Source organism: Candidatus Polarisedimenticolaceae bacterium, from assembly GCA_036275915.1.
Lineage (GTDB): Bacteria > Acidobacteriota > Polarisedimenticolia > Polarisedimenticolales > DASRJG01 > DASRJG01.
Genome location: DASUCV010000002.1, coordinates 157,979 through 181,336, shown reverse-complemented (window position 1 = coordinate 181,336; position 23,358 = coordinate 157,979). Strand labels below are relative to the sequence as shown.

26 protein-coding genes are annotated in these 23,358 nt (G+C 66.4%); 23 read left to right on the top strand and 3 right to left on the bottom strand.

Features of this window, described 5'->3' with window-relative positions; all coding sequences use genetic code 11:
- The first annotated feature begins 1 nt into the window (after position 1).
- The 22 genes from VFV19_01615 to VFV19_01510 all read left to right on the top strand — a co-directional run bounded on the left by VFV19_01615 (position 2) and on the right by VFV19_01510 (position 20,615).
- Positions 2-658, top strand: a complete 657-nt coding sequence (locus VFV19_01615) for a cytochrome c (protein HEX4822989.1) — start codon at positions 2-4, stop codon at positions 656-658.
- Entirely contained in the window at positions 655-1,866 is a 1,212-nt protein-coding gene (locus VFV19_01610; GenBank protein ID HEX4822988.1) for a hypothetical protein, read from the top strand. The genes VFV19_01615 and VFV19_01610 overlap by 4 nt, the downstream gene beginning before the upstream one ends.
- Positions 1,867-1,870: 4 nt before the next feature.
- Positions 1,871-2,230, top strand: a complete 360-nt coding sequence (locus VFV19_01605) for a hypothetical protein (protein HEX4822987.1) — start codon at positions 1,871-1,873, stop codon at positions 2,228-2,230.
- The gene (locus tag VFV19_01600; protein HEX4822986.1) at positions 2,227-3,033 is read left to right on the top strand and encodes an SCO family protein; all 807 of its coding nucleotides are present in this window, start codon (positions 2,227-2,229) and stop codon (positions 3,031-3,033) included. The genes VFV19_01605 and VFV19_01600 overlap by 4 nt, the downstream gene beginning before the upstream one ends.
- Positions 3,030-4,028 (top strand): cytochrome c oxidase subunit II, encoded by a 999-nt coding sequence (gene coxB, locus VFV19_01595; protein ID HEX4822985.1) that lies wholly within the window; start codon positions 3,030-3,032, stop codon positions 4,026-4,028. Before VFV19_01600 ends, coxB begins: the two co-directional genes overlap by 4 nt.
- A complete protein-coding gene (locus VFV19_01590; GenBank protein ID HEX4822984.1) occupies positions 4,025-5,710 on the top strand; it encodes a cbb3-type cytochrome c oxidase subunit I in 1,686 nt (561 codons plus the stop codon). The genes coxB and VFV19_01590 overlap by 4 nt, the downstream gene beginning before the upstream one ends.
- A complete protein-coding gene (locus VFV19_01585) occupies positions 5,707-6,552 on the top strand; it encodes a cytochrome c oxidase subunit 3 (protein ID HEX4822983.1) in 846 nt (281 codons plus the stop codon). The genes VFV19_01590 and VFV19_01585 overlap by 4 nt, the downstream gene beginning before the upstream one ends.
- A gap of 5 nt (positions 6,553-6,557) precedes the next feature.
- A complete protein-coding gene (locus tag VFV19_01580; GenBank protein ID HEX4822982.1) occupies positions 6,558-6,908 on the top strand; it encodes a cytochrome C oxidase subunit IV family protein in 351 nt (116 codons plus the stop codon).
- Between the two features lie 62 nt (positions 6,909-6,970).
- Complete coding sequence (locus VFV19_01575) at positions 6,971-7,498, top strand: heme-copper oxidase subunit III (GenBank protein HEX4822981.1); 528 nt, start codon at positions 6,971-6,973, stop codon at positions 7,496-7,498.
- Between the two features lie 90 nt (positions 7,499-7,588).
- A complete protein-coding gene (locus VFV19_01570) occupies positions 7,589-8,296 on the top strand; it encodes a hypothetical protein (GenBank protein ID HEX4822980.1) in 708 nt (235 codons plus the stop codon).
- A gap of 8 nt (positions 8,297-8,304) precedes the next feature.
- Positions 8,305-11,415: a hypothetical protein gene (locus VFV19_01565; protein HEX4822979.1), complete on the top strand. Its 3,111-nt coding sequence runs from the start codon at positions 8,305-8,307 to the stop codon at positions 11,413-11,415.
- 75 nt (positions 11,416-11,490) lie between these two features.
- Entirely contained in the window at positions 11,491-12,633 is a 1,143-nt protein-coding gene (locus VFV19_01560) for an NAD(P)/FAD-dependent oxidoreductase (GenBank protein HEX4822978.1), read from the top strand.
- Between the two features lie 71 nt (positions 12,634-12,704).
- Positions 12,705-14,135, top strand: a complete 1,431-nt coding sequence (gene nrfD / locus VFV19_01555; GenBank protein ID HEX4822977.1) for an NrfD/PsrC family molybdoenzyme membrane anchor subunit — start codon at positions 12,705-12,707, stop codon at positions 14,133-14,135.
- Complete coding sequence (locus tag VFV19_01550; protein HEX4822976.1) at positions 14,135-14,707, top strand: DUF3341 domain-containing protein; 573 nt, start codon at positions 14,135-14,137, stop codon at positions 14,705-14,707. Before nrfD ends, VFV19_01550 begins: the two co-directional genes overlap by 1 nt.
- Positions 14,704-15,924, top strand: a complete 1,221-nt coding sequence (locus VFV19_01545) for a hypothetical protein (protein ID HEX4822975.1) — start codon at positions 14,704-14,706, stop codon at positions 15,922-15,924. The genes VFV19_01550 and VFV19_01545 overlap by 4 nt, the downstream gene beginning before the upstream one ends.
- Positions 15,925-15,966: 42 nt before the next feature.
- A complete protein-coding gene (locus VFV19_01540; GenBank protein HEX4822974.1) occupies positions 15,967-16,689 on the top strand; it encodes a carboxypeptidase regulatory-like domain-containing protein in 723 nt (240 codons plus the stop codon).
- A gap of 27 nt (positions 16,690-16,716) precedes the next feature.
- Positions 16,717-18,492, top strand: coding sequence for a cbb3-type cytochrome c oxidase subunit I (locus VFV19_01535; GenBank protein HEX4822973.1), 1,776 nt, complete (start codon positions 16,717-16,719; stop codon positions 18,490-18,492).
- A gap of 1 nt (position 18,493) precedes the next feature.
- On the top strand, positions 18,494-19,093 hold the full coding sequence (locus VFV19_01530; protein HEX4822972.1) for a cytochrome c oxidase subunit 3: 600 nt from the start codon (positions 18,494-18,496) through the stop codon (positions 19,091-19,093).
- Between the two features lie 10 nt (positions 19,094-19,103).
- A complete protein-coding gene (locus tag VFV19_01525) occupies positions 19,104-19,403 on the top strand; it encodes a cytochrome C oxidase subunit IV family protein (protein HEX4822971.1) in 300 nt (99 codons plus the stop codon).
- Positions 19,400-19,582: a hypothetical protein gene (locus tag VFV19_01520; GenBank protein ID HEX4822970.1), complete on the top strand. Its 183-nt coding sequence runs from the start codon at positions 19,400-19,402 to the stop codon at positions 19,580-19,582. Before VFV19_01525 ends, VFV19_01520 begins: the two co-directional genes overlap by 4 nt.
- Entirely contained in the window at positions 19,579-19,815 is a 237-nt protein-coding gene (locus VFV19_01515) for a hypothetical protein (GenBank protein ID HEX4822969.1), read from the top strand. The genes VFV19_01520 and VFV19_01515 overlap by 4 nt, the downstream gene beginning before the upstream one ends.
- Entirely contained in the window at positions 19,815-20,615 is an 801-nt protein-coding gene (locus VFV19_01510; protein HEX4822968.1) for a hypothetical protein, read from the top strand. Before VFV19_01515 ends, VFV19_01510 begins: the two co-directional genes overlap by 1 nt.
- 1 nt (position 20,616) lies before the next feature.
- Here VFV19_01510 and VFV19_01505 read toward each other — a convergent pair whose 3' ends face one another.
- Genes VFV19_01505 through VFV19_01495 form a run of 3 tightly spaced genes read right to left on the bottom strand, consistent with a single transcriptional unit; the run spans position 20,617 to position 21,762 of the window.
- Complete coding sequence (locus VFV19_01505; protein HEX4822967.1) at positions 20,617-21,108, bottom strand: hypothetical protein; 492 nt, start codon at positions 21,106-21,108, stop codon at positions 20,617-20,619.
- Positions 21,105-21,476, bottom strand: a complete 372-nt coding sequence (locus VFV19_01500; GenBank protein HEX4822966.1) for a nuclear transport factor 2 family protein — start codon at positions 21,474-21,476, stop codon at positions 21,105-21,107. Before VFV19_01500 ends, VFV19_01505 begins: the two co-directional genes overlap by 4 nt.
- Positions 21,477-21,504: 28 nt before the next feature.
- Positions 21,505-21,762 (bottom strand): DUF2188 domain-containing protein, encoded by a 258-nt coding sequence (locus VFV19_01495; protein ID HEX4822965.1) that lies wholly within the window; start codon positions 21,760-21,762, stop codon positions 21,505-21,507.
- A 195-nt stretch (positions 21,763-21,957) separates the two neighbouring features.
- Between VFV19_01495 and VFV19_01490 the strand changes: the two genes are divergently transcribed.
- Positions 21,958-23,358: a hypothetical protein gene (locus tag VFV19_01490; GenBank protein HEX4822964.1), complete on the top strand. Its 1,401-nt coding sequence runs from the start codon at positions 21,958-21,960 to the stop codon at positions 23,356-23,358.

Sequence of the window (23,358 nt, the reverse complement as noted above, 5' to 3'; positions counted from 1 at the left end):
GGTGTTGCGCAAGCGGCTCCCGACGATCTTCGTCCTTGCGGCGTGCTTGGCGCTGCTGCCGTTCGCCTTCGTCTTCAGGGCACGCGCGACCCTGTCGGCCCTGCCGCGCGTCCACCCGATCCAGGGGATGGACAATCAGGGCCGGTTCAAGAGCCAGCAGGTGAACCCGCTCTTCGTCGACGCGCGCGAGGAGAGGCCCTGGGTCGCGAACACCGTCGCGCGCGGCCACCTGCCGTCCGACGACGCCGTCCGCCTCGGGATCAAGGACGGGGCGTGGGTCGAGGCGATCCCGCTTCCCGTCAACGCCACCCTGCTCCATCGCGGGCAGGAGCGATTCGGGATCTACTGCTCGCCGTGCCACGGCCTCGCCGGCTTCGGCGACGGGATGGTCGCGGCGCGCGCCGATCGCCTGCAAGAGGGGACATGGGTGCCCCCGACATCCATGCACGATGCGACGGTCCTGGCGAGGCCGGTGGGTCACATCTACAACACGATCACGAACGGGATCCGCACGATGCCCTCCTACGGGCCGCAGATCCCGGAGGCCGACCGCTGGGCGATCGTCGCGTACGTGCGGGCGCTCCAGCTCAGCCAGCGCGCTCCGGTCGCGCTCCTCACGCAAGACGAGCGTGCGGCGCTCAAGGAGGTCGCGAAGTGAGCGCGCCGTCGACCGTCGAGATCGGCCGCGAAGACGTCGTCCTCGGCGCCGGAGGCGTGCGTGCGTTCAGGATCGCCGCGGTCCTCGGAATCGCCGGCCTCGGCGGTGCCGCAGCTCTCGCACCGGCCGTCGGTTGGGACCGCTTCTACGCCTCGTACCTCACGAGCTTCCTGTTCTTCCTCTCGCTCGCGCTCGGGTCGCTCGTCTTCGTCCTCATCCAGCACGTGACCCGCGCGGGGTGGAGCGTCGTCATCCGGCGGTTCGCGGAGGTGTTCGCGCCGAACGTCTTCCTGCCGATGGCGGTCCTCGTGCTTCCCGTCCTGGCGGGCCTGCATGCGCTCTACCCGTGGACCGACGCCGCCAAGGTCGCCGCGGATCCGGCGCTCCACGCGAAGGCGCCGTGGCTCAACGACACGTTCTTCTCCATCCGCGCCGTCCTCTACTTCGCCGTGTGGACGATCCTGTCGGTGTGGTTCCATCGCCGCTCGGTCGAGCAGGACACGGTGGGCACGATCGCGCCGACCCGTGCGATGGAGGCGGCGTCGACGACCGGCCTCGTGCTCTTCGCCTTCTCGGTGACCTTCTTCGCGTTCGACTTCATCATGTCGCTCACGCCTCACTGGTACAGCACGATCTTCGGCGTCTACTTCTTCGCCGGCTGCATCCTCGGCTGCTTCGCGCTCCTCCTCCTCGTCTCGGCCGCCGTGCAGCGCGGGGGCCGTCTCGTCCACGCGATCACCGCCGAGCACTATCACGACCTCGGGAAGCTCCTCTTCGCGTTCACCATCTTCTGGGCGTACATCGGTTTCTCGCAGTACATGCTCATGTGGTACGCGAACCTCCCCGAGGAGACCGCCTGGTACGCCGCGCGGCAGCACGGGTCGTGGACGACGGTCAGCGTCGTCCTCCTCTTCGGGCACTTCTTCCTCCCGTTCCTCCTCCTCATGTCACGTAACGTCAAACGCCGGCGGCCGCTCATCGTCACCGGCGCCGTGTGGATGCTCGTCATGCAGTGGCTCGACATCTACTGGCTCGTCATGCCGTCGAAGACGCCGGACGGTTTCTCGCCGTCGCTCGTCGACGTGGCGACGTTCGTCGGGATCGGCGGCATCTTCTTCGCGGTCGCGATCCGGCGCCTCGGAGCCTCGGCGCTGGTTCCCGTGAAGGACCCGCGCCTCGGCGAGTCCCTGGGGTTCGAGAATGTCTGAGCCGGTGCGCGCGCCCTCCGCGGTCGAGGAGTCCGAGCCGGACACCCTCCAGATCGCCTTCGTCGGGATCATCGGGACGATCCTCCTCGTCACCGCCGTCGCCTTCCTCCAGGGCCTCTACGAGCGGGTGCAGCGTGCCGAGGTGCAGCGTAAGGTGGTCGACGTGACCCCGCTCGAGCTCCAGACCTTGAGGGTCCACCAGCAAGAGGTCCTCCAGGCGCAGGCGTGGGTCGACCGGGCCGCGGGCGCCGTCTCGATCCCGATCGATCGCGCGATGGACCTCCTCGCGCGCGACCCGGACCTCAAGGCGGTTCCGCTGCCGCTCGTCCCCGCGGCCGCCCCCGCCGGCGGTGCGAAGAAATGAGAGCCGTCGTTCTCCTCTTTGTTCTCGCGGTCGTCCCGGCGGCGCTCGCCCAGGACCGTAGCGACCCCGTCCCGAAGGCGCTCGAGGGCGTGGGCGTCGACGAGAAGCGGGATGCCGCGCTCCCTCTCCAGCTCCTCTTCAAGGACGAGCGCGGACGGGACGTGACGCTCGGCTCCTACTTCAAACCCGGGCGGCCGGTCATCCTCACGCTCAACTACTACCGCTGCCCGATGCTCTGCACGCTCGAGCTGAACGGGCTCGTCGACGGGATGAAGAACCTCGCGTGGTCGCCCGGCGACGAGTTCGACGTCGTGACGGTCAGCATCGACCCGCGCGAGATGCCGCCGCTCGCCGCGGCGAAGCGCGTGGAATACCTCTCGGCGCTGGGCCGTCCCTCGGCCGAGGCCGGATGGCACTTCCTCACGGGATCGAGCTCGAGCATCGAGGCGCTCGCGCAGGCCGTCGGCTTCCGGTATCAGTACGATGCCGGCACCGACCAGTACGGCCACGCCGCGGCGATCTTCCTGCTGACGCCCGAAGGCCGGGTCTCGCGCTACCTCTACGGCGTGCGCTTCGACGCGCCGACCTTGAAGATGGGCCTCCTCGAGGCGTCGCGGGGGAAGATCGGCTCGGCCGTCGATCGGTTCCTCCTGTATTGCTACCACTACGACGTCGAGAGCGGCCGCTACGTCCTCGCCGCCGTGACGCTCATGCGCGCCGCGGGGGCGCTCACCGTGCTCGTCCTCGGCTCGGTCGTGGGATCGTTCTGGCTGCGCGAGCGCGCGCGGGGTCGTGCCGCATGACGTGGACGTCTCTCCTCTCCGCCGTCGACACCGGTGCCAGCTTCTGGCTTCCGCGCCAGGGAAGCACGACGGCGCCCGCGGTCGACTCCCTCTTCCAGCTCATCACCTGGATCAGCGCGTTCTTCTTCGCCCTGATCGTCGGTCTGCTCGTCGTCTTCATCTGGAAGTACCGCGCGCGGCCGGGCCACGAGGAGCAGCCGTCCCCGACCCACAACACCCCGCTCGAGGTCACGTGGACCGTGATCCCGGTCCTCATCGTGATCTACATCTTCTGGGAAGGGGTCACCGGGTTCATCCACCTCGCGACGCCGCCGGACAACGCGTACGAGGTCCAGGTGCTCGGCCAGAAGTGGAACTGGACGTTCACCTACCCGAACGGCGTGGTGAGCCCCGATCTGCACGTCCCGGTCGACACCGACGTGCGGCTCGTCATGACCTCGCAGGACGTGATCCACAGCCTCTACATCCCCGACTTCCGCATCAAGCGCGACGCGGTGCCGGGGCGCTACGAGAAGGAGTGGTTCCACGCGACGGCGGTCGGCCAGTACCAGATCTTCTGCGCCGAGTATTGCGGGACGCAGCATTCGTCGATGCTGAGCTCGGTCGTCGTGCAGACGCCCCAGGCGTTCGAGAAGTGGCTCGCCGACGAGGGGAACTTCATCGAGAAGCTGCCGCCGGAGAAGCTCTGGGAGGGCGGGCAGAAGCTCTACAACCAGCGCGGCTGCAAGCAGTGCCACTCGATCGACGGATCGGCCAGCATCGGTCCCACGTTCAAGGGCGTCTGGGGGCACGAGGTCACGCTGAGCGACGGCTCGAAGGTGACCGTCGACGAGAACTACGTCCGCGAGTCGATCGTCAATCCGCAAGCGAAGGTCGTCGCGGGCTTCGGTCCGCCGAGCGCCATGCCGACCTTCCAGGGGCGCCTCAAGGACAAGGAGATCACCGCGATCATCGAGTATCTGAAGACCCTCAAGCAGCCGGGGGAGTCGCGATGAGCGTCATCGAAGGGCACGCGGGGGCGGGGGCGCGGACGTCGCCACCCGCACGGGACAACTACCTGAACCATACGCGCGGCTTCGCGTCGTGGGCGTTCACGCTCGATCACAAGCGGATCGGGATCATGTACATGGTCTCGACCCTGGGCGCGTTCCTCATCGGCGGCCTCGCCGCGCTCGCCGTCCGCACCGAGCTGTTCTCGCGCGGGCCGACGATCATGAACGCGGACACCTACAACAAGATGTTCACGATCCACGGCGCGGTCATGGTCTTCCTGTTCATCATCCCGTCGATCCCCGCCGCGCTCGGGAACTTCGTTCTGCCGCTCATGCTCGGCGCGAAGGACGTCGCCTTCCCGCGCCTCAACCTCCTGAGCTACTGGCTCTGGGTCATCGGCTCGCTCTTCGCCGTCGGCGCGATCGTCGCGGGTGGCGTCGACACGGGGTGGACCTTCTATACGCCGTACTCGACGACGACGAACACGAACGTGGTCGCGACGACCTTCGGCGCCTTCATCCTCGGGTTCAGCTCGATCTTCACCGGCTTGAACTTCATCGTCACGATCCACAAGCTCCGGCCCGCCGGCATGACCTGGTTCAAGATGCCGCTCTTCCTCTGGTCGCTCTACGGCACGGCGCTCATCCAGGTCCTCGCCACCCCCGTCCTCGGGATCACGCTCCTCCTCCTCATCGCCGAGCGCGTGCTCAAGGTGGGGATCTTCGACCCGGCGCTCGGCGGCGACCCGGTCCTCTACCAGCACTTCTTCTGGTTCTACTCGCACCCGGCGGTCTACATCATGATCCTGCCGGCGATGGGGATCATCAGCGAGCTGATCTCCGTGCACTCGCGGAAGCACATCTTCGGCTACAAGTTCATCGCGCTGTCGTCGATCGCGATCGCGGCGTTCGGGTTCCTGGTGTGGGGCCACCACATGTTCGTCTCGGGGCAGTCGAGCCTGGCGAACGTGCTCTTCTCGGGGCTGACCTTCTCGGTCGCGATTCCGTCGGCGATCAAGGTCTTCAACTGGCTCGCGACCCTCTACAAGGGGAACATCCAGCTCACGACCGCGATGATCTACGGCCTCATGTTCCTCATCACCTTCGGGATCGGCGGCCTCACCGGGCTTCACCTCGGCGCGCTCGCCACCGACGTGCACCTCCACGACACGTACTTCGTCGTCGCGCACTTCCACTACGTCATGTTCGGCGGAGCCGTGGTCGCGCTTCTCGGCGGGCTCCACCACTGGTGGCCCAAGATGTTCGGCGTCATGTACGACGAGAGGCTCGGCCGGATCGCGGCGGCGCTCATCTTTGTGGGCTTCAATCTGACGTTCTTCACCCAGTTCATCATGGGCAGCCACGGCATGCCGCGCCGGTACTTCGACTATCTCCCGCAGTTCGAGATCTACCACCGGCTCTCGACGATCGGCTCGTTCATCATGGCCGCCGGCTTCTTCCTCACGGCGTATTACCTGATCAAGTCGCTCTTCCGCGGGAAGCCGGCGCCGATGAACCCCTGGGGCGGCAACTCGCTCGAGTGGCACACCGCGAGCCCGCCGCCGCACGACAACTTCGCGACGACGCCGGTCGCGGAAGATCCGTACGACTACACGAACCTCGTGCGCGACCCCGTTCACGGAGGCTACGTCAGCAAGACGTACGACGAGGCGGCGGGAGCATGAGCCAGGCTCACGAGCACCCGCCGCATCTCCAGCATCACTTCGAGACGCCGGCCCAGCAGTTCGACGCCGGCAAGCTCGGGATCTGGCTCTTCCTCGCGACCGAGATCCTGCTCTTCGGCGGCCTCTTCGTGGCCTATTCGATCTACCGGGCGAACCACCCCGAGATCTTCATCTACGCGCATCAGTACCTCGACAAGGTCCTCGGCGGCACGAACACCGTCATCCTCCTCTCCAGCTCGCTCACGATGGCTTGGGCGGTCCGGGCCGCGCAGCTCGGCCAGAGGCGCCTGCTCGTCCTCCTCCTGAGCCTCACGATCCTCGGCGGCTTCGGCTTCATGGGGATCAAGTACGTCGAGTACAAGGCGAAGTGGGAGCACGGCCTGCTCCCCGGGAGCCACTTCAAGCCGCACGAGGAGGAAGCCGCGGAGGCCAAGGCGCCGCCGGCGCCGGCTCCGGCGCCTCCCGTGGCCGGCGTCGAGCTGCCCGGGAAGAACGGTCCGCTCCTCGTCGAGAAGTCGCGCATCGCTCCCTCCGCGGCCGGCCCCGGCGGCACGGTTCATGTCCAGGAACCCGAGGCCGCGGCCGCCGAGCGCGTGCACCTCGGCAAGCGGCCGAGCAACGTGCAGGTCTTCTTCAGCATCTACTTCCTGATGACCGGCCTCCACGGGATCCACGTCCTCGTCGGGATCGGGCTCATCTCGTGGATCCTCATCCGATCGATCCGCGGCGAGTTCGGCCCGGAGTACTTCACGCCGGTCGACTTCGTGGGCCTCTACTGGCACCTCGTCGACGTCATTTGGATCTTCCTCTTCCCGCTGCTCTATCTGATCGGCTCGAGGTAGCGACCATGGGACACAGAACCGCCCACAGCCGCGTCGGCCACGTGGTTCCCTTGCGCGTTCTCTTCGGGGTGCTCGCGACCCTCCTCATTCTGACCTACGTCACCGTCGCGGTCAGCTGGAGGGACTTCGGACGGTACAACCTGTGGATCGCGATCGGGATCGCCGTCGTCAAGGCCTCGATCGTCCTCCTCTTCTTCATGCACCTGAAGTACGACAAGCCGTTCAACGCCGTGATCGTCATCACGTCCCTCGCCCTGCTCATGCTCTTCATCGTGATCGCGCTCGACGACACGAGGGAATACCTGCCCAACCAGATCCCCGGATACGCGCCGAGCATCACGACCAACCCGCAGTGACCCCACCCGGCGATCCGCGGGCGGCGCGCGGGGGGCACATCCCCGGTGCCGGCGTTCTAGGGATGTGGATCTTCCTCGGGGCGCTCGGGATGCTCTTCGCCGCCTCGATCGCGGGGTTCCTCGTCGTCCGCCTCAAGGCCGAGGCGTGGCCGCCGCCCGGCATGCCGCGCCTGCCGAACGGTCTCTGGATCACGACCGCGATCCTGCTCGCGGGGAGCTTCACGATCCAGCGCGCGCTCGTCTCGATCCGCCTCGGTCAGATCCGGAATTCGGCGCGCTGGCTGACGACGACCTTGATCCTCGGCGTGCTCTTCCTCGTCTCGCAGATGGCCAACTGGTGGGGGCTGGTCACGGCGCAGATGACCGCGACGACGAAGAACCTCTACGCCTTCACCTTCTACATGCTGACCGGCCTGCACGCCGCCCACGTGAGCGGGGGCCTCATCCTCCTCGCCGTCGTGCTCTCCCGCACGCGCCGCGACCGCTACGGGAGCGGCCACCACGACGGAATTACCTACGCGGTCATGTACTGGCACTTTCTCGGAGTCGTCTGGTGCGTGCTCTTTGGGGTGCTTCTGATCTTCGCCTGAAGTCGATAGTCGATAGTCGAGACTACCGACTACTGACTTTCTTCTAAACCATTTACTATCCGCGCTCGTAGATCCCCAGCGGAGGTGCTCATGAGGCCGACCCTTGTGGCGTTCACGGTCCTGCTCGCGCTCGGCGCCGCAGCGGAGCCGCCGAAGATGACGGCGGACGAGCTGGTGAAGAAGAACATCGAGGCGCGGGGCGGCACGGCCAAGCTGCGCGCGATCACGTCGATCCATACCGTCGGGAAGGTCCGGGTCGGCGGAGGCTCGGAGGCCAAGACCGAGAGCTGGGGGGTGGCGCCGGACAAGTACCGGAGCGAATTCAGCCTCCAGGGGATGACGGCGGTCCAGGCGTGGGACGGTCAACAGGCGTGGTCGATCAGCCCGTTCGGCGGCCGGAAGGACCCGCAGAAGCTCTCCGCCGACGACGGGAAGGCGCTCGTCGAGGCGGCCGACCTCACGGGACCCCTCTTCGACTGGCAGGCGAAGGGGTCGAAGCTCGAGTCGCTCGGCACCGAGGACATCGACGGCACGGACGCCTACAAGCTCCGCCTGACGCAGAAGAACGGCGACTCGGTCGTCGTCTTCCTCGACCCCGATTCGTTCCTCGAGATCCGCACGGTCAACCACCGCATGGTGCGCGGCCAGGAGCAGGTGCAGACGACCGACCTGGGCGAGTACGAGCAGGTGAGCGGTGTTTACTTCCCGTTCGAGGTCGGGCGCAACCAGATCGACAAGGTCGAGATCAACGTGCCGGTCGATAGGCCGTTCGCGTTCCCCACGGCGGTGAAGCCATGAGACGGTCCATGATTCCCTTCGTCCTCCTCGCCGGCCTCGCGGCGTTCGCCGCCGACAAGGCCCCCGGGCTCGACGCCGGCGTCATCTCGGGGCTCGGCATCCGCAACATCGGCTCGGCGACGATGAGCGGCCGTATCGCGGCCGTCGCGGCGACGCACGGGAAGGACGGCGAGACGATCGTCTACGTCGGCGCCGCGAGCGGCGGCGTCTGGAAGTCGACCGACGGCGGCACGACGTTCACGCCGAAGTTCGACCATGAGAAGGTTCAGTCGATCGGTGCGGTTGCGATCGACCCGAGCGACCACGAGACGATCTGGGTGGGCACCGGCGAGGCCTGGACCAGGAACTCGGTCTCGATCGGCGACGGCATCTACAGGTCCAAGGACGGCGGTGAGACCTGGACGAACACGGGGCTTCCGGAGTCGGAGCGCATCGTCAAGATCGCGATCCACCCGCAAGACGGGAAGACGGTCTACGCCTGCGTGACCGGCAAGCTGTGGAGCGACTCGACCGATCGCGGCGTCTACCGCACGAAGGACGGCGGTACCACCTGGACGCAGGTCCTGAAGGGTGGAAATGCGTCGACCGGCTGCGGCGGGATGTCGATGGACGCGAAGAACCCGGGGACGCTCTACGCCTCGCTCTGGGACTTCCGCCGCAAGGGCTGGACGTTCCGCTCGGGCGGCGAGAATGCCTCGGCCGTCTCGATGAGCGGCCTCTACCGCACGGACGACGGCGGCGACCACTGGACCGAGATCACGGAAGCCGCGAACAAGGGGTTCCCCGCGAAGCCGTACGGGCGCATCGCGGTCGCGGTCGCACCGTCCGACCCCAAGGTCGTCTATGCCTTCGTCGAATCCGTATCCGGTGCGATCTACCGCAGCGCGGACGGCGGAGCCACGTGGGAGCGCCGCGACAACAGCCAGAACATGGTCTGGCGCCCGTTCTACTTCGCGAACCTCATCGTCGATCCGACGAACCCCGACCGGCTCTTCAAGCCGGACGGCTCGCTGATCCAGTCGCTCGACGGCGGCAAGACGTTCGCCAACGTCGGCGGCGGCGCGCACGGCGACTTCCACGACGTCTGGATCGATCCCGAGAATCCGAAGCAGGTCATCACGGGGGACGACGGCGGCCTGTGGTTCTCGAAGGACGGCGGCGACCGCTGGTGGAAGGGGAACAACCTGCCGGTCTCGCAGTTCTATCACGTGAGCGTCGACGACCAGGATCCGTACAACGTCTACGGCGGCCTTCAAGACAACAGCTCGTGGGTCGCGCCGTCGGCGTACCCGGGCGGCATCGGCAACCAGCAGTGGGAGAACATGTACGGCGGCGACGGCTTCTGGATGTTCGCCGACCCGTCGGATCCCAACTACCTCTACGCGGAGGCGCAGGGCGGATCGATCGGCCGCGTCAACCGCAAGACGCACGAGGCGCGCGACATCCAGCCGCGGGCGAACTACAACGAGAAGCTGCGCTGGAACTGGAACACGCCGATCCACATGTCCAGGAACGAGAAGGGGACCCTCTACGTCGGCTCGCAGTTCCTGTTCAAGAGCCGCGATCACGGCCAGACATGGGACCGGATCTCGCCCGACCTCACGACGAACGACCCGGAGAAGCAGAAGCAGGAGGAGTCGGGCGGGATCACCGTCGACAACTCCGTCGCCGAGATGCACACGACGATCTACGCGATCAGCGAGTCGCCCAAGGACGGCAAGGTCGTCTGGGTCGGCACCGACGACGGCAACGTCCAGGTCACGAAGGACGGCGGGAAGAGCTGGAAGAACGTCACCGCAAAGTCGGGCGTGCCGGCCAATTCCTGGGTGTCCTACGTCGACGCCGGGCAGTTCGACGCGGGGACGGCGTACGTCACCTTCGACCGCCACACCTTCGGCGACATGCGCCCGATGATCTACAAGACGACGAACTACGGCGACAGCTGGACGCCGCTCGTCACGCCGGACAAGGCGAAGGGCCTCCGGGGCTACGCGCACGTCGTGCGCGAGGACCCTGTGAAGAAGGGCCTCCTCTACGCCGGCACCGAGTTCGGCCTGTGGATCTCGAACGACGACGGCGCGACGTGGGCACAGTTCACCGGCGGCGACTTCCCGTCGGTCGCCGTGCGCGACCTCGCGGTCCAGGTGCGCGACCGCGATCTCGTCGTGGCGACGCACGGCCGCGGGATCTGGATTATCGACGATCTCACGCCGCTGCGCGCGCTGACCCCCGACGTGATGGCGCAGGAGGCTGTCTTCCTTCCGATCCGGCCGCAGCAGCAGCGCATCCGGGCGGGCGGGGGATGGGTCGACGGCGACGCCGCGTGGTCGGGGCCGAACCCGTCGAACGGCGTCGACATCACCTACTACCAGAAATCGCGCCACATCTTCGGCAAGCTCAAGCTCGAGGTCTTGGACGACAAGGGCAACGTCCTCGATACGCTCCCGGCGAGCAAGCGGCGCGGGATCAATCGCGTCACCTGGAACATGAGCGTTAAGCCGCCGCGCGTTCCGACGGCGGCCCAGCTGGCGCGGAGCGCGTTCTCCGGTCCGCGCGTCGTGCCCGGCACCTACACCGTGCGCATGACCAAAGGCAAGAATACCTACGAGACGAAGATCGCCATCGGGCTCGACCCGCGCTCGCCGTTCACCGCCGCCGACCGCAAGGCCCAGTTCGACGCCGCGATGAAGGTCCACGGCATGTTCGGCGAGATGACCGACCTGACGGCGCAGGTCATGGCCGTCCGTCAGGGCGCACTCGCCGTGTCGACGCAGGTGCAAGACGGTGACCCGCTCAAGACGGATCTCGCCGATGTCTCGGACGGGGCCGACACGATCCGCAAGAAGATCGTCGCCACCAAGGAAGGCGGCGCCATCACCGGTGAAGAACGACTGCGCGAGCACATGGACGATCTCTACGGCGCCATCGTCGGTTACGAGGGCAAGCCGGCCGAGACCCTCATCTCCTACTCCGATGCCCTGAAGCGCGAGCTCGGCGACGTCTCCAACGAGTTCGAGGCGTTCCGCAAGGACAAGGTCGCCAAGGTCGATGCGGAGCTCGCCAAGAAGGGGCTGCCCAAGATCGGGCCCGACATCAAGACCAAGGGAGAGGACAAGTAGCGGGTTTCACGACTCAAACGGTCCGTTTTCGACTAGAGTCGTGAACTACCGTTGGCCTCTCCTGAGGAGGGCACGATGGCGCAAGAGCTCAAGTCCGACGTCGTGGTGATCGGCGGGGGGCCGGTAGGAATGTTCGCGGCGCTCGAGCTCCACGGCGCCGGTGTGGGCGTTCAGGTTTACGACGCCGGGCGCCGCCGCGCCATGCACAGCTACGCGCTCGTGCTCCACGCCGACACCCTCGCGATGCTGGCGGCCGGCGGGCTCGGCGACGCGATCCGGAACGAGGGACGGCCGATCGCGAAGCTCGGTCTGTTCGACGGCGGGAAGCGTCTCGGCGACATCGAGCTCGGCACGCCGGTCGTCGTTCTCCCGCAGAGCAAGCTCGAGGCGCTCCTCGAGGCGGCGCTCGACAAGCGCGGCATCAAGGTGCACTGGGACCACCGCGTCCAGGACATCGCCCCGCACGCGGCCGGCGTGAAGATCGGCGTGGCGAAGCTCGAAAAGGTCTCAACCGGCTACCCGGTGGCGCACACGGAGGTCGTCGTCGACAAGACGTTCGACGTCGAAGCGTCGTACATCGTCGCCGCCGACGGCTACGACTCGTTCGTCAGGCGCCGGCTGAACATCTCCGACACCAGGATGGGGAAGGGACAGCTCTTCTCCGTCTTCCAGTTCGAGACCACAGGCGACGTGCCGGGAGACGGGCGCCTCATGCTCGAGCCCCAGCGTGTCGGCGCGTACTGGCCCCTCCCCGGCGGCCACGCCCGCTTCAGCTTTCCGATCGATCTCGAGAGCGAGCACCACGCCGACGATACCCGCCTGCGCCAGCTCATCGCCGAGCGCGCGCCGTGGTTCAAGGGGCACGTCGGCAGGCTCGACTGGACGGCGGTCGGCCTATTCGAGCGCAAGCTCGCGACGTCGTTCGGCAGCGGGCGGGTCTGGCTCGCCGGCGACGCCGCGCATCTCACCGGTCCGATCGGCGCTCAGAGCATGAACGTCGGCCTCCGCGAGGCGAAGGAGCTGGCCTCGGCGATCGACTCGGCCGGCAACGGCCGGGACGCCAGCGCCCTCGAGCGGTATGGCGCGTCCCGCATGTCCGAGTGGAACGCGCTCTTCGCGCCTGAGCCCAGGGCCGGGGATCCGCGCTCCCAGATCAAGCCGTGCCTGCCGGCGTCGGGAAACGAGCTGGCCGAGATGCTGGCGCGCGTGACGCTGTAACGCGACTCCTCCGCCTTTTTCCGCTCTCGTTCTTGACCCTAAGGGTCCCTTTTTGATAATAACGGCCCCTTATGGCGGTGACCGGGGGCAAAGACATCTACGATCCGGTCGCGGGCCGCCCCACCCTCATCCTCGGGGGGCATGATTTCCACTCGATTACCGAGGCGGTCGCCCGCCCGCTCGAGCGGCCGACTCCCAAGGCCTGGTGGTTCTTCTTCATCCCGTCGCTGGCGCTCCTGGGCCTCCTCGGCATCGCCGTGTCCTGGCTATTCTGGGAGGGGATCGGGGTCTGGGGCCTGATGATCCCGGTCGGCTGGGCCTGGGACATCACGAACTTCGTCTTCTGGGTCGGCATCGGGCACGCCGGCACCCTGATCTCGGCGATCCTCTTCCTGTTCCGGCAGAAGTGGCGCACGTCGATCAACCGGTCGGCCGAGGCGATGACGATCTTCGCCGTCATGTGCGCGCTCATCTTCCCGGGGATCCACGTCGGGCGCGTCTGGGTCGCCTACTTCATGTTCCCGATTCCGAACCAGATGGGAGTCTGGCCGAACTTCCGGAGCCCCCTCCTCTGGGACGTCTTCGCGGTGAGCATCTACGGCTCCGTCTCGGCGCTGTTCTGGTACGTCGGCCTGATCCCCGACCTCGCCACGATCCGCGACCGGGCGACCGGCCTCAAGAAGAAGATTTACGGGTTCTTCGCCCTGGGGTGGCGCGGCTCGAACCGCCACTGGCAGCACTACGAGGTCGCCTACCTGATCCTCGCGGGCCTGGCGACGCCGCTCGTGCTCTCCGTCCACTCGATCGTCTCGATGGACTTCGCCGTGTCGCAGCTGCCGGGGTGGCACACGACGATCTTCCCGCCGTACTTCGTCGCCGGCGCGATTTTCTCGGGGTTCGCGATGGTGGTCACCCTCATGGTGATCTGCCGGAGCGCGTTCGGCCTGAAGGAGATCGTCACGATCCGCCACTTCGACTACATGGCGAAGATCATCCTCGTCACGGGGTCGATGGTCGGGTACGCGTACGGGATGGAGTTCTTCATCGCCTGGTACAGCGGCAACCCGTACGAGCTGTTCACCTTCAAGAACCGCGCGTTCGGGCCGTACGCCTGGGCGTACTGGACGATGATCTCCTGCAACGTCATCAGCCCGCAGATCTTCTGGTTCAAGAAGGCGCGGACGTCGATCCCGATCCTGTTCGTCATGTCGATCTTCGTGAACATCGGGATGTGGTTCGAGCGCTTCGTCATCATCGTGACGTCGCTGCACCGCGACTTCCTGCCGTCGTCGTGGGGCTACTTCCGGCCGACGGTCTGGGACGTCTCGTGCCTCCTCGGGAGCTTCGGCCTCTTCTTCACGATGTTCTGCCTGTTCGTGCGGTTCCTCCCGATGGTGGCGACCGCCGAGGTCAAGACGGTGCTGCCGCAGGCCGATCCGCACGCCCACCCGGGCCCCGAGCGCACGCCTTCCGCGCACCTGGCGGAAGAGGGTGCCCACTGATGGCGCTCGCGGACCTCATGGAGGCCCCGCTCCCGCCCGGACGCGTCTACGGCGCGCTCGCGGAGTTCACGAGCCCGGCGCAGCTCTACAAGGCGTGCGAGCTCGTCCGCGACGCCGGGTTCACGAAGTGGGACGCGCACACCCCGTTCCCCGTCCACGGCCTCGAAGGGGCGATGGGGATGAAGCGCTCGAAGCTGCCGTGGATCGTGCTCGTCATGGCGCTCGGCGGTGCGGCCACGGGGTTCGGTCTTCAGACGTGGGTGCACATGTACGCTTACCCGCTGACGATCTCCGGCAAGCCATATTTCACGTGGCCCGCCTTCATCCCGATCACGTTCGAGCTCGGGGTGCTCGGCGGCGCGCTCGGCGCGGTCTTCGGGATGTTCGCCCTCAACAAGCTGCCGATGCACCACCACCCGCTCTTCGAGGCGTCGCGGTTCGCACGGTTCGCCGACGACCGTTTCTTCATCTCGATCGAGTCGTGGGACCCGAAGTTCGACGCGGCCGGGACCGTTCAGCTCCTGAAGCAGGCCGGGGCGGTCCATGTGGACCTCGTGGAGAACCCGCAGTGAGTCACGAGATCGGGGCCGGCGAGCTCGCCAAGGACCAGATCAAGATCCCGCCCGGGCATTTCTTGTCCCGAGTTCCGCTGATCGGGCTCGGCGTCGGCCTCGCCGCGGCAGTGCTCGCCTACGCGACCGCCGGTGGGCCGCGGGAGTTCGCGTTCTCGTGGCTCCTCGCCGTGCTCTTCTGCCTGTCGCTCGCGCTCGGAGGGATGTGGTTCGTCCTCATCCACTACGCGACGCAGGCGGGGTGGGGGATCGTCGTCCGGCGGCTCGGCGAGAACGTCATGGCGACGATGCCGCTCTTCGCGCTCCTCTTCGCCCCGATCCTGCTCCTGATGGGCGACGTCTTCCCCTGGATCCACGAGCAAGCCGAAGGCCACAACGCCGTCCTCGCCGGGAAGGCGGCGTTCCTGAACACGTCGTTCTTCGTCGCCCGCGCCGTGATCTACTTCGTCGTCTGGTCGGCGATCGCGCTCTTCTTCGCGCGCGCCAGCCGGCGGCAGGACACGACGCGCGATGCCGCGACCTCGGTGACCTTGAAGCGTCTCGCCGGTCCGGCGATCATCGTGCTCGCGCTCACGCAGACCTTCGCGTCGATCGATTGGGTCATGTCGCTGTCACCCGAGTGGTACTCGACGATGTTCGGCGTCTACTGGTTCGCCGGATGCTTCGTGAGCTTCTTCGCCTTCCTCACGCTGCTCGTCATGGGATTGAAGCGGTGGGGGCTCATGACCGACGTCGTCGGCGTCGAGCACTACCACGACCTCGGGAAGATGATCTTCGCCTTCACCGTGTTCTGGGCCTACATCGGGTTCTCTCAGTACTTCCTGATCTGGTACGGCAACATCCCCGAGGAGACGGTCTTCTTCCGGAACCGTCTCATCGGCGCTTGGTCCGGCGTGTCGATGCTGCTCGCGGTCGGACATTTCATCGTGCCGTTCTTCTTCCTCATGCCGCGCACGGTGAAGCGGAACGCGAAGCTGTTGACCGCCGGCGCCGCATGGATCCTCTTCATGCACCTCGTCGACGTCTTCTGGCTCATCATGCCGACGGTGCGGCCGATCGTCACCCGCGTGCACCTCATCCACCTCTCGGACTTCTTCGCGGTCATCGCGGTCGCGGCCCTCTTCAAAGGGCTCCTGTTCCGGCTCCTTTCGGGGGCGCCCCTCGTCCCCGTGGGCGACCCGCGCCTGCCCGAGTCCCTCTCGTTCGAAAATATGTAGTAAAGTCGAGACTTTGAACCGGCCTCTTTCAGGAGAACAACCATGCGCCGTCTCGTGACTCCGACCATCGCCGTCGCCCTCGCCGCTGCTTTCACCGGCGGCACGCTCTTCGCCGCGACGATCACCGGTACCGTGACGTACGACGGCAAGGTCCCGACCCTGAAGCCGATCGACATGACCGCCGACGCCAACTGCGCCAAGATGCACGGCGGCAATCCGCAGCCGAGCGATCTCCTCGTCCTCGGCTCCGGCAACACGATGGCCAATATCATGGTCAGCGTGGGCAGCGGCCTTCCCGCCGGGAAGACCTACCCGACACCGACGACCCCGGTCGTCATGGACCAGAAGGGCTGCCACTACGATCCGCACGTCTTCGGTTTGATGGTCAACCAGCCGTTCAAGGTCCTGAACTCGGACGGGATTCTCCACAACGTCCACGCGCTCCCCAAGGTGAACTCGCAGTTCAACATGGCGATGCCGCCGACGGTGAAGGAGTCGAGCAAGACCTTCGGCAAGGCCGAGGGGATGTTCATGATCAAGTGCGACGTCCACCCGTGGATGAGCTCGTACGCCGGCGTCTTCGACAATCCGTTCTTCTCGGTGACGAAGACCGACGGCAAGTTCACGATCTCCGACCTCCCCGCGGGGACCTACGAGATCGACGCGTGGCACGAGAAGCTCGGCGTCCAGAAGCAGACCGTGACGGTCGGCGCGAGCGACACGAAGACGATCAACTTCAAGTTCACGGCGCCCGGCGCGAAGTAGCGCGGGCGGCCGACCGGGGGTTCACGCATGGCGTCGACCGGCACCACGACTCCGCATGCGGGGCATGCGGACGTCCACGAGCACGGCGCGCACGACCTGTCGTTCTGGAAGAAGTACGTCTTCTCGACCGATCACAAGACGATCGGTATCCAGTACGCGGTGACGGCGCTCTGCTTCCTGCTCTTCGGCTTCTTCCTGATGATGCTCATGCGATGGCAGCTTGCCTTCCCCGGTAAGGCGATCCCGCTCATCGGAGGGCTCTTCGGCGAGGGCCGGGCCCCCGGCGGCACGATGCTGCCGACGTTCTACAACGAGCTGGGCGCGATGCACGGCACGATCATGGTCTTCCTGGGCATCGTGCCGCTCGCCGTCGGCGGCTTCGGGAATTTCGTCCTCCCGCTCCAGATCGGGGCGCCGGACATGGCGTTCCCGCGCATCAACATGGCGAGCTACTGGTTCTTCTTCCTCGGCGGCGTGACGATGCTCCTGTCGTTCATCATCCCGCCGGGGGGCGCCGCGCAGTCCGGCTGGACCTCGTACGCGCCGCTCTCCGACATCGCCGGCAGCGGACAGACGTGGTGGATCATGGGGATGGTCCTCCTCATCACGTCGTCGCTCCTCGGCGCGATCAACTTCATCGTGACGACGATCCAGCTCAGGGCGCCGGGGCTGTCGTTCTTCCGGCTGCCGTTCTTCTGCTGGGCGCAGTTCGTGACCGCTTTCCTGCTCCTCCTCGCCTTCCCGCCCCTCGAGGCGGCGGGCGTGCTCCAGCTCATGGACCGCGTCGCGGGGACGAGCTTCTTCCTCCCGTCGGGCCTCGTCGTCTCCGGCCAGGCGCTCCAGGTGTCGGGAGGCGGGAACCCGCTCCTCTGGCAGCACCTGTTCTGGTTCCTGGCGCACCCCGAGGTGTACGTCCTCATCCTCCCCGCGATGGGGATCGTCGCGGAGATCATCGCCAACAACACGAGGAAGCCGCTCTTCGGCTACCGCACGATGGTCTACTCGCTGATCTTTCTCGGCTTCATGTCGTTCATCGTGTGGGCGCACCACATGTTCATGACCGGCATGGGCACGACGATGGCCGCGTTCTTCCAGACGACGACGATGATCATCTCGATCCCGTCGGTCGCGATTCTGACGTCGCTCATCATCTCGCTGTGGGGCGGGTCGATCCGCTTCAACACGCCGATGCTCTTCGCCCTCGCGTTCCTGCCGATGTTCGGGATCGGCGGCCTCACGGGGCTGCCGCTCGGGCTCAACATCACCGACATCCCCCTCCACGACACGTACTACGTCATCGGTCACTTCCACTACGTCGTGGCGCCGGGGACGATCTTCGCCCTCTTCGCCGGCATCTACTACTGGTACCCGAAAGCGACGGGCCGCAAGATGAGCGAGACGCTGGGGCGCTGGCACTTCTGGCCGTCGCTCCTGCTCATGAACGGCATCTTCATGCCGATGTTCCTGACCGGCCTTGCTGGCATGTCGCGGCGGCTCGCCGACGGCGGCGCCACGTACGCCTTCACGAAGCCGGTCCTCCACTACAACCAGTGGTCGTCGTTCTCGGCGTGGGGGCTCGCCCTCTTCCAGATCCCGTTCATCATCAACTTCTTCTGGAGCATGAAGAACGGCGAGAAGGTCGATTCGAACGCCTGGCAGTCGACGACGCTCGAATGGTCGGCCGCCGGATCGCCTCCCGGGCACGGGAACTTCAAGACGATCCCGACCGTCTACCGCGGCGCGTACGAGTACAGCGTGCCGGGCGCCGCGAAGGACTTCACCCCGCAGGATCAGAGGAGCTGACGTGAGCGACATCCCGATTCCGTATACCGTCGCCCCGCGGCCCGACACCGGCCTCAACAACGGCAAGATCGGCATCTGGCTCTTCCTCGCTTCCGAGGTGATGCTCTTCGGCGCGCTCTTCGCGACCTACATCCTGCTGCGCACCGGTGCCACGGTCTGGCCTCACGGCCGCGAGTTCCTCAACATCCCGCTTGCCACGACCAACACGATCGTCCTCATCACGAGCTCGGTGACGATGGTCATGGCGTGGTACTCGCTCAAGATGGACCGGTTCACGCAGTTCCGGATCTACCTCGGCCTCACGATCCTCTGCGCCTTCGGCTTCATGTTCATCAAGTATCTCGAGTACTCGCACAAGTTCGAGCTCGGCCTCTACCCGAAGACGAACACCTTCCTCGCGATCTACTTCACCATGACGGCGCTCCACGGCCTGCACGTGGTGGGCGGCGCGTGCGTGAACGCCTATCTTTGGGGTCCGGGGGCCAAGCTGTGGAAGACCGACAAGGAGCAGTTCACGAACCGCGTCGAGAACTCCGGCCTGTTCTGGCACTTCGTCGACCTGGTGTGGATCTTCCTCTTCCCCGTCCTGTACCTGCTCTAGGAGCCGAGCGATGAGCGACCACGCCGCCGATCTCAAGAAGCACGTCCGGGCTTACATCCTCGTCTTCGTCACCCTGATGTTCCTGACGCTCGTCACCGTCGCCGTCTCGACGCAGCATCTCGAGGTCCACCAGGCGATCATCGTCGCGCTCATCATCGCGACGGTGAAGGGCTCGCTCGTCGCCTGCTACTTCATGCACTTGATCTCCGAGAAGAAGCTGATCCTCTGGGTCATGTTCCTGACCGTCGTCTTCTTCCTCGTGCTCCTTGCGGTTCCGGCGTTTACGGTCCACGATCGGATCGGACGGTGACCTTGTCGCTGAAGGCGTTCCACGTGCTCTTCATCTCGGCCTCGGTGCTCCTGGCCGTGGGGCTGGGGTGTTGGTACCTGCCGCAGAACCGCGGTGCGGCGTTCGCCGCGTTCGCCGTCGGCGCGCTCCTCGTCGGTTACGAGACGTGGTTCCTCAAGAAGTCCCGGAGGGTGCCATGATCGCCGCCCCGATCCTCGCCTGCGCCGCCTGCTTCACCGGGGACGTGCAGTCGCCCCTGACCGACGGAGCCCGCACGGGCGTGTGGCTCCTCCTCGGCGTGACCGTGAGCGTCCAGGGCGGGTTCGCCGCCTTCTTCATCCACCTCCGCCGCCACGCGAAACGCGCGCAAGCGGCCCAGCTCGCGGCCGAGTGGTCCGAGCTCCAGCAGCAGAGCGAAGCGGGAGAGGCATGATGCTTGGAACGATGGGGCTTCCGGTGGCGGCATCGGCGCACGCCGCCGAGGTCGACAGCACGATGGTCATCGTGCACGTCCTGATGGCGGTGCTCTTCGTCGGATGGATCGCCTTCTTCGCGTACGTCCTCTACCGCTTCCGCGCGAAGAAGCACCCGGTCGCGGACTACGCCGGCGTCAAGAGCCACACCTCGACGTACCTCGAGGTCGCCGTCGCGATCGCCGAGGCCGTGCTGCTGATCGGGTTCTCCATCCCTCTCTGGGCCAAGCGCGTCGATCAGTTCCCGCCGCGCGAAACCGCGACGGTCGTCCGCGTCGTCGGCGAGCAGTTCGCGTGGAACATCCACTACCCGGGCCCCGACGGGAAGTTCGGCAAGACTGACATCAAGCTCATCGACGTCCAGAACAACCCGCTCGGCCTCGACCGGAGCGACCCCGATGCCAAGGACGACATCACGACGGTGAACCAGCTCCACCTCCCCGTCGGCAAGCCGGTCATCGTCGAGCTGTCCAGCAAGGACGTCATCCACAGCTTCAATCTCACCGAGTTCCGCGTCAAGCAGGACGCCATCCCCGGCCTCCAGATCCCGCTCTGGTTCGTGCCGACGATCACGACCGACGACATGCGCAAGCAGGTGAACGATCCCGAGTTCGTCTACGAGATCGCCTGCGCGCAGCTCTGCGGCCTCGGCCACTACTCGATGCGCGGCTACGTCACGATCGACACGCCGGAGCAGTTCCAGGCGTGGATCGACGGCGAAGAGAAGAAACTCACCGGCGAAGACGCCGCCTGGAACTGAGCTAGGGCATCAGGCAGCCGCCGCTTCCGGTCGTGCGATCGCAGGCTCCCTCGCCCTTGTTCTTCGAGCAGTCGACCTTCGCCGAGCTCTTCTCCCGGTCGTCGCACACGCCGCTTTCGGCGTGCCCCGAGACGTCGTACGTCACCTGGCAGATCGTCCCTTCGCTCTTCGTGCCGATCACGTAGTCAGTCTTCCCGCACGTCAACATGACGGCCGACTTGAACTCCAGGCGTGGCCCCTTACGGCACGTCCCGCCGTGCGAGGTTGTGATGCAGCCCAGCTTCGAATTGCCGAACGCCCGGTGGCCGTCGTCGTCGTAGCAATCGACGTCGACCCCCGCGCTTCCGCGATCGAGGACGTGGCATTCGCCGGTGAGATGCCCCGTGTCGAGCGTGTAAAGATCGCCCTTTGCCTCGAACGTTGCCGCTGTTCCGTGAGCGGCCGAGGACACGCCCAAGAGCAACGTCATGGCGAGATACACGATTCTCGTCACGCCTTCTTCGCCCCCGCGAACATCGCGGCGAACGGCCGCCCGTCGAACGCCGAGGCAACGTGGTCGATCTTCCCGTCACGCACCTGGTGCCACTCGGCCACCAGCGTGACCGCTTCGGCCGGCGCCTTCGTCTCGAGCTCGAAGAACACCGCGGCGTCGTTCCCTTCCCCCACCACGACCTTGATGTCGAGGCGGGTCGTGATCCCCATCAACCCCTCGAGAGTCCGGAGATACGACTCGGGGTTGCGATAGGTCTCGAAGAGGCCCTCGAAGACGAGATCGTCGCTGAGGTACTTGCGCGCCGACGCAAAGTCACGCGCGACAACCGCCCGGTAGAAGCTGCGGACCACGTCTCCTGAAGCCACCATGGGTGTCCTCCCGCTCGATGCGGGGAGACTACTCCTCTCGCGACTGCCTTGCACCTGGGTGCGGCGGGAACCGGTCTTCCTCGTACCTCCGCTCGCTCTCGATCGATCCGTCGAGCTTGTGGATGCGGAGCTGCGACGGCGCGTTCTGCTTCGCGACCTTGAGCGCGGTATTGACCGCCTGATCCTTGGTCGAGTGGAGGCTGCGGACAGCGCCGCCCTCCGCGGTGATCTTCCATCGTCGGCCGTCCGATGCGACGTCATAGACGACGCGGGCTCGCTTGGCCATGGTCACCTCCGAGTGATTCCATGGTCGAACGCATGCGAAAATCGATCCAGGGCGACATCCATGAATTCGCTCGGAGATTCACCCGAGGGCTGCGAAAAGGAGCGCCGCGCCCTCCGGGCGTCACCCGATTGTGGCCCCTCGCCCCGATTCGATTTCAGCGCCATCGTCGCGAGCTCGGCGTACCATCAAGAACACTTGAACGCGACCCAACGCGCCTTTGTCGTGACGCCGTTGCTCATCCTCGTGCGCCTCGGCGAGCCCGTGGTCCATGCCCAGAGCCTCTCCGGGATGGGATTTCTTCCAGGAGGAACGCAATCCTCGGCGTCGCGAGTCAGCCGCGACGGATCGGTCGTCGTGGGCAGCGCGAGCGGCAACCGCGCCTTCCGCTGGACGAGCTCACAAGGCATGGTCGATCTGGGGACACTGCCTGGACAAACGGGCTCGAGCGCCGCCGATGTGAGCGATGACGGCACCGTGGTGACGGGAACCGCCGGCACCCGCGCCTTCCGCTGGACGATCTCGGGCGGCATGGTCGATCTCGGCCTTCCCTTGGATGGCGGCGGAGACGGGCAGGCTCTGAGCTCGTACGGGGAAGCCGTCAGTGGGGATGGCCTCGTCGTCGCCGGCTTCAGCGATCCGGTCAACGACGCGTTCCGGTGGACGAGCGCCGGCGGCATGCACAGTCTCGGCACGCTGACGGGCGTGGGCTATTCGATCGCCCGCGACTGCAACTCGGACGGCTCGATCGTCGTCGGCGAGAGCACCGGGTCCTCCGATGACCATGCGTTCCGCTGGTCGCTCGCGGGCGGCTTGGCCGACCTCGGCACGATGCCGGGAGGCACCACCTCGCATGCGTCCGGCGTGAGCGACGACGGCGCGACCGTGGTGGGCTACGGCGGCACCAGCGGGTTCGCACAAATCCGCGCGTTCCGCTGGACGAGCGTCGGCGGCATGGTCAACCTCGGAACGTTGCCAGGAATGGCTTCGCGCGCCTACGGCGTGAGCGGCGACGGCCAGATCGTCGTGGGTGTCCTCATGTCCCCCGACCACGCGATGCTCTCGACGTCCGCCCTGGGCATGGTGGACCTCAACACGTACCTCCCCTCGATCGGAATCAACTTGACGGGTTGGGTCTTGACCGCTGCCAACGGAGTCAGCGGTGACGGGCGAACGCTGGTCGGCACGGGCACGCACAACGGGCTGACCGAGGGGTGGGTGGCGCATCTCTCCTCACCGTCCGCCGCGGGCGGCGTGCCCGACGGCGGCGACGTCCCGGGGATGCCTCTCATGATCGGCAAGGCGAGCACTCCCGGCGATCTCGAGCTGTCGTGGGGGCACTCGTGTCGGCCCACGGACTCGGACTACGCGATCTACGAGGGTCTGCTCGGCAGCTTCGCGAGTCACGTGCCGCGACGCTGCACCACAGGAGGGGCGACCTCGATGTCCCTGACACCGGCGTCCGACGGCCGTTACTATCTGGTCGTACCGCTGAACTCCGACGGTGCCGAGGGTTCCTACGGCACGGCGAGCGACGGCAACCAGCGTCCACCGAGCGCGACGAGCTGCCGGCCGCAGGTTTTCACGGGCTGCAACTGA

Bases quoted from the DNA above. Each gene is read 5' to 3' on its own strand.
- VFV19_01590 (HEX4822984.1), top strand. From the start codon at position 4,025: ATGAGCGTCATCGAAGGGCACGCGGGGGCGGGGGCGCGGACGTCGCCA.
- VFV19_01525 (HEX4822971.1), top strand. From the start codon at position 19,104: ATGAGCGACCACGCCGCCGATCTCAAGAAGCACGTCCGGGCTTACATC.
- VFV19_01585 (HEX4822983.1), top strand. From the start codon at position 5,707: ATGAGCCAGGCTCACGAGCACCCGCCGCATCTCCAGCATCACTTCGAG.
- VFV19_01535 (HEX4822973.1), top strand. From the start codon at position 16,717: ATGGCGTCGACCGGCACCACGACTCCGCATGCGGGGCATGCGGACGTC.
- VFV19_01515 (HEX4822969.1), top strand. From the start codon at position 19,579: ATGATCGCCGCCCCGATCCTCGCCTGCGCCGCCTGCTTCACCGGGGAC.
- nrfD (HEX4822977.1), top strand. From the start codon at position 12,705: ATGGCGGTGACCGGGGGCAAAGACATCTACGATCCGGTCGCGGGCCGC.
- VFV19_01540 (HEX4822974.1), top strand. From the start codon at position 15,967: ATGCGCCGTCTCGTGACTCCGACCATCGCCGTCGCCCTCGCCGCTGCT.
- VFV19_01560 (HEX4822978.1), top strand. From the start codon at position 11,491: ATGGCGCAAGAGCTCAAGTCCGACGTCGTGGTGATCGGCGGGGGGCCG.
- VFV19_01580 (HEX4822982.1), top strand. From the start codon at position 6,558: ATGGGACACAGAACCGCCCACAGCCGCGTCGGCCACGTGGTTCCCTTG.
- VFV19_01575 (HEX4822981.1), top strand. From the start codon at position 6,971: ATGTGGATCTTCCTCGGGGCGCTCGGGATGCTCTTCGCCGCCTCGATC.
- VFV19_01550 (HEX4822976.1), top strand. From the start codon at position 14,135: ATGGCGCTCGCGGACCTCATGGAGGCCCCGCTCCCGCCCGGACGCGTC.
- VFV19_01565 (HEX4822979.1), top strand. From the start codon at position 8,305: ATGATTCCCTTCGTCCTCCTCGCCGGCCTCGCGGCGTTCGCCGCCGAC.
- VFV19_01495 (HEX4822965.1), bottom strand. From the start codon at position 21,762: ATGGCCAAGCGAGCCCGCGTCGTCTATGACGTCGCATCGGACGGCCGA.
- VFV19_01500 (HEX4822966.1), bottom strand. From the start codon at position 21,476: ATGGTGGCTTCAGGAGACGTGGTCCGCAGCTTCTACCGGGCGGTTGTC.
- VFV19_01600 (HEX4822986.1), top strand. From the start codon at position 2,227: ATGAGAGCCGTCGTTCTCCTCTTTGTTCTCGCGGTCGTCCCGGCGGCG.
- VFV19_01510 (HEX4822968.1), top strand. From the start codon at position 19,815: ATGCTTGGAACGATGGGGCTTCCGGTGGCGGCATCGGCGCACGCCGCC.
- VFV19_01570 (HEX4822980.1), top strand. From the start codon at position 7,589: ATGAGGCCGACCCTTGTGGCGTTCACGGTCCTGCTCGCGCTCGGCGCC.
- coxB (HEX4822985.1), top strand. From the start codon at position 3,030: ATGACGTGGACGTCTCTCCTCTCCGCCGTCGACACCGGTGCCAGCTTC.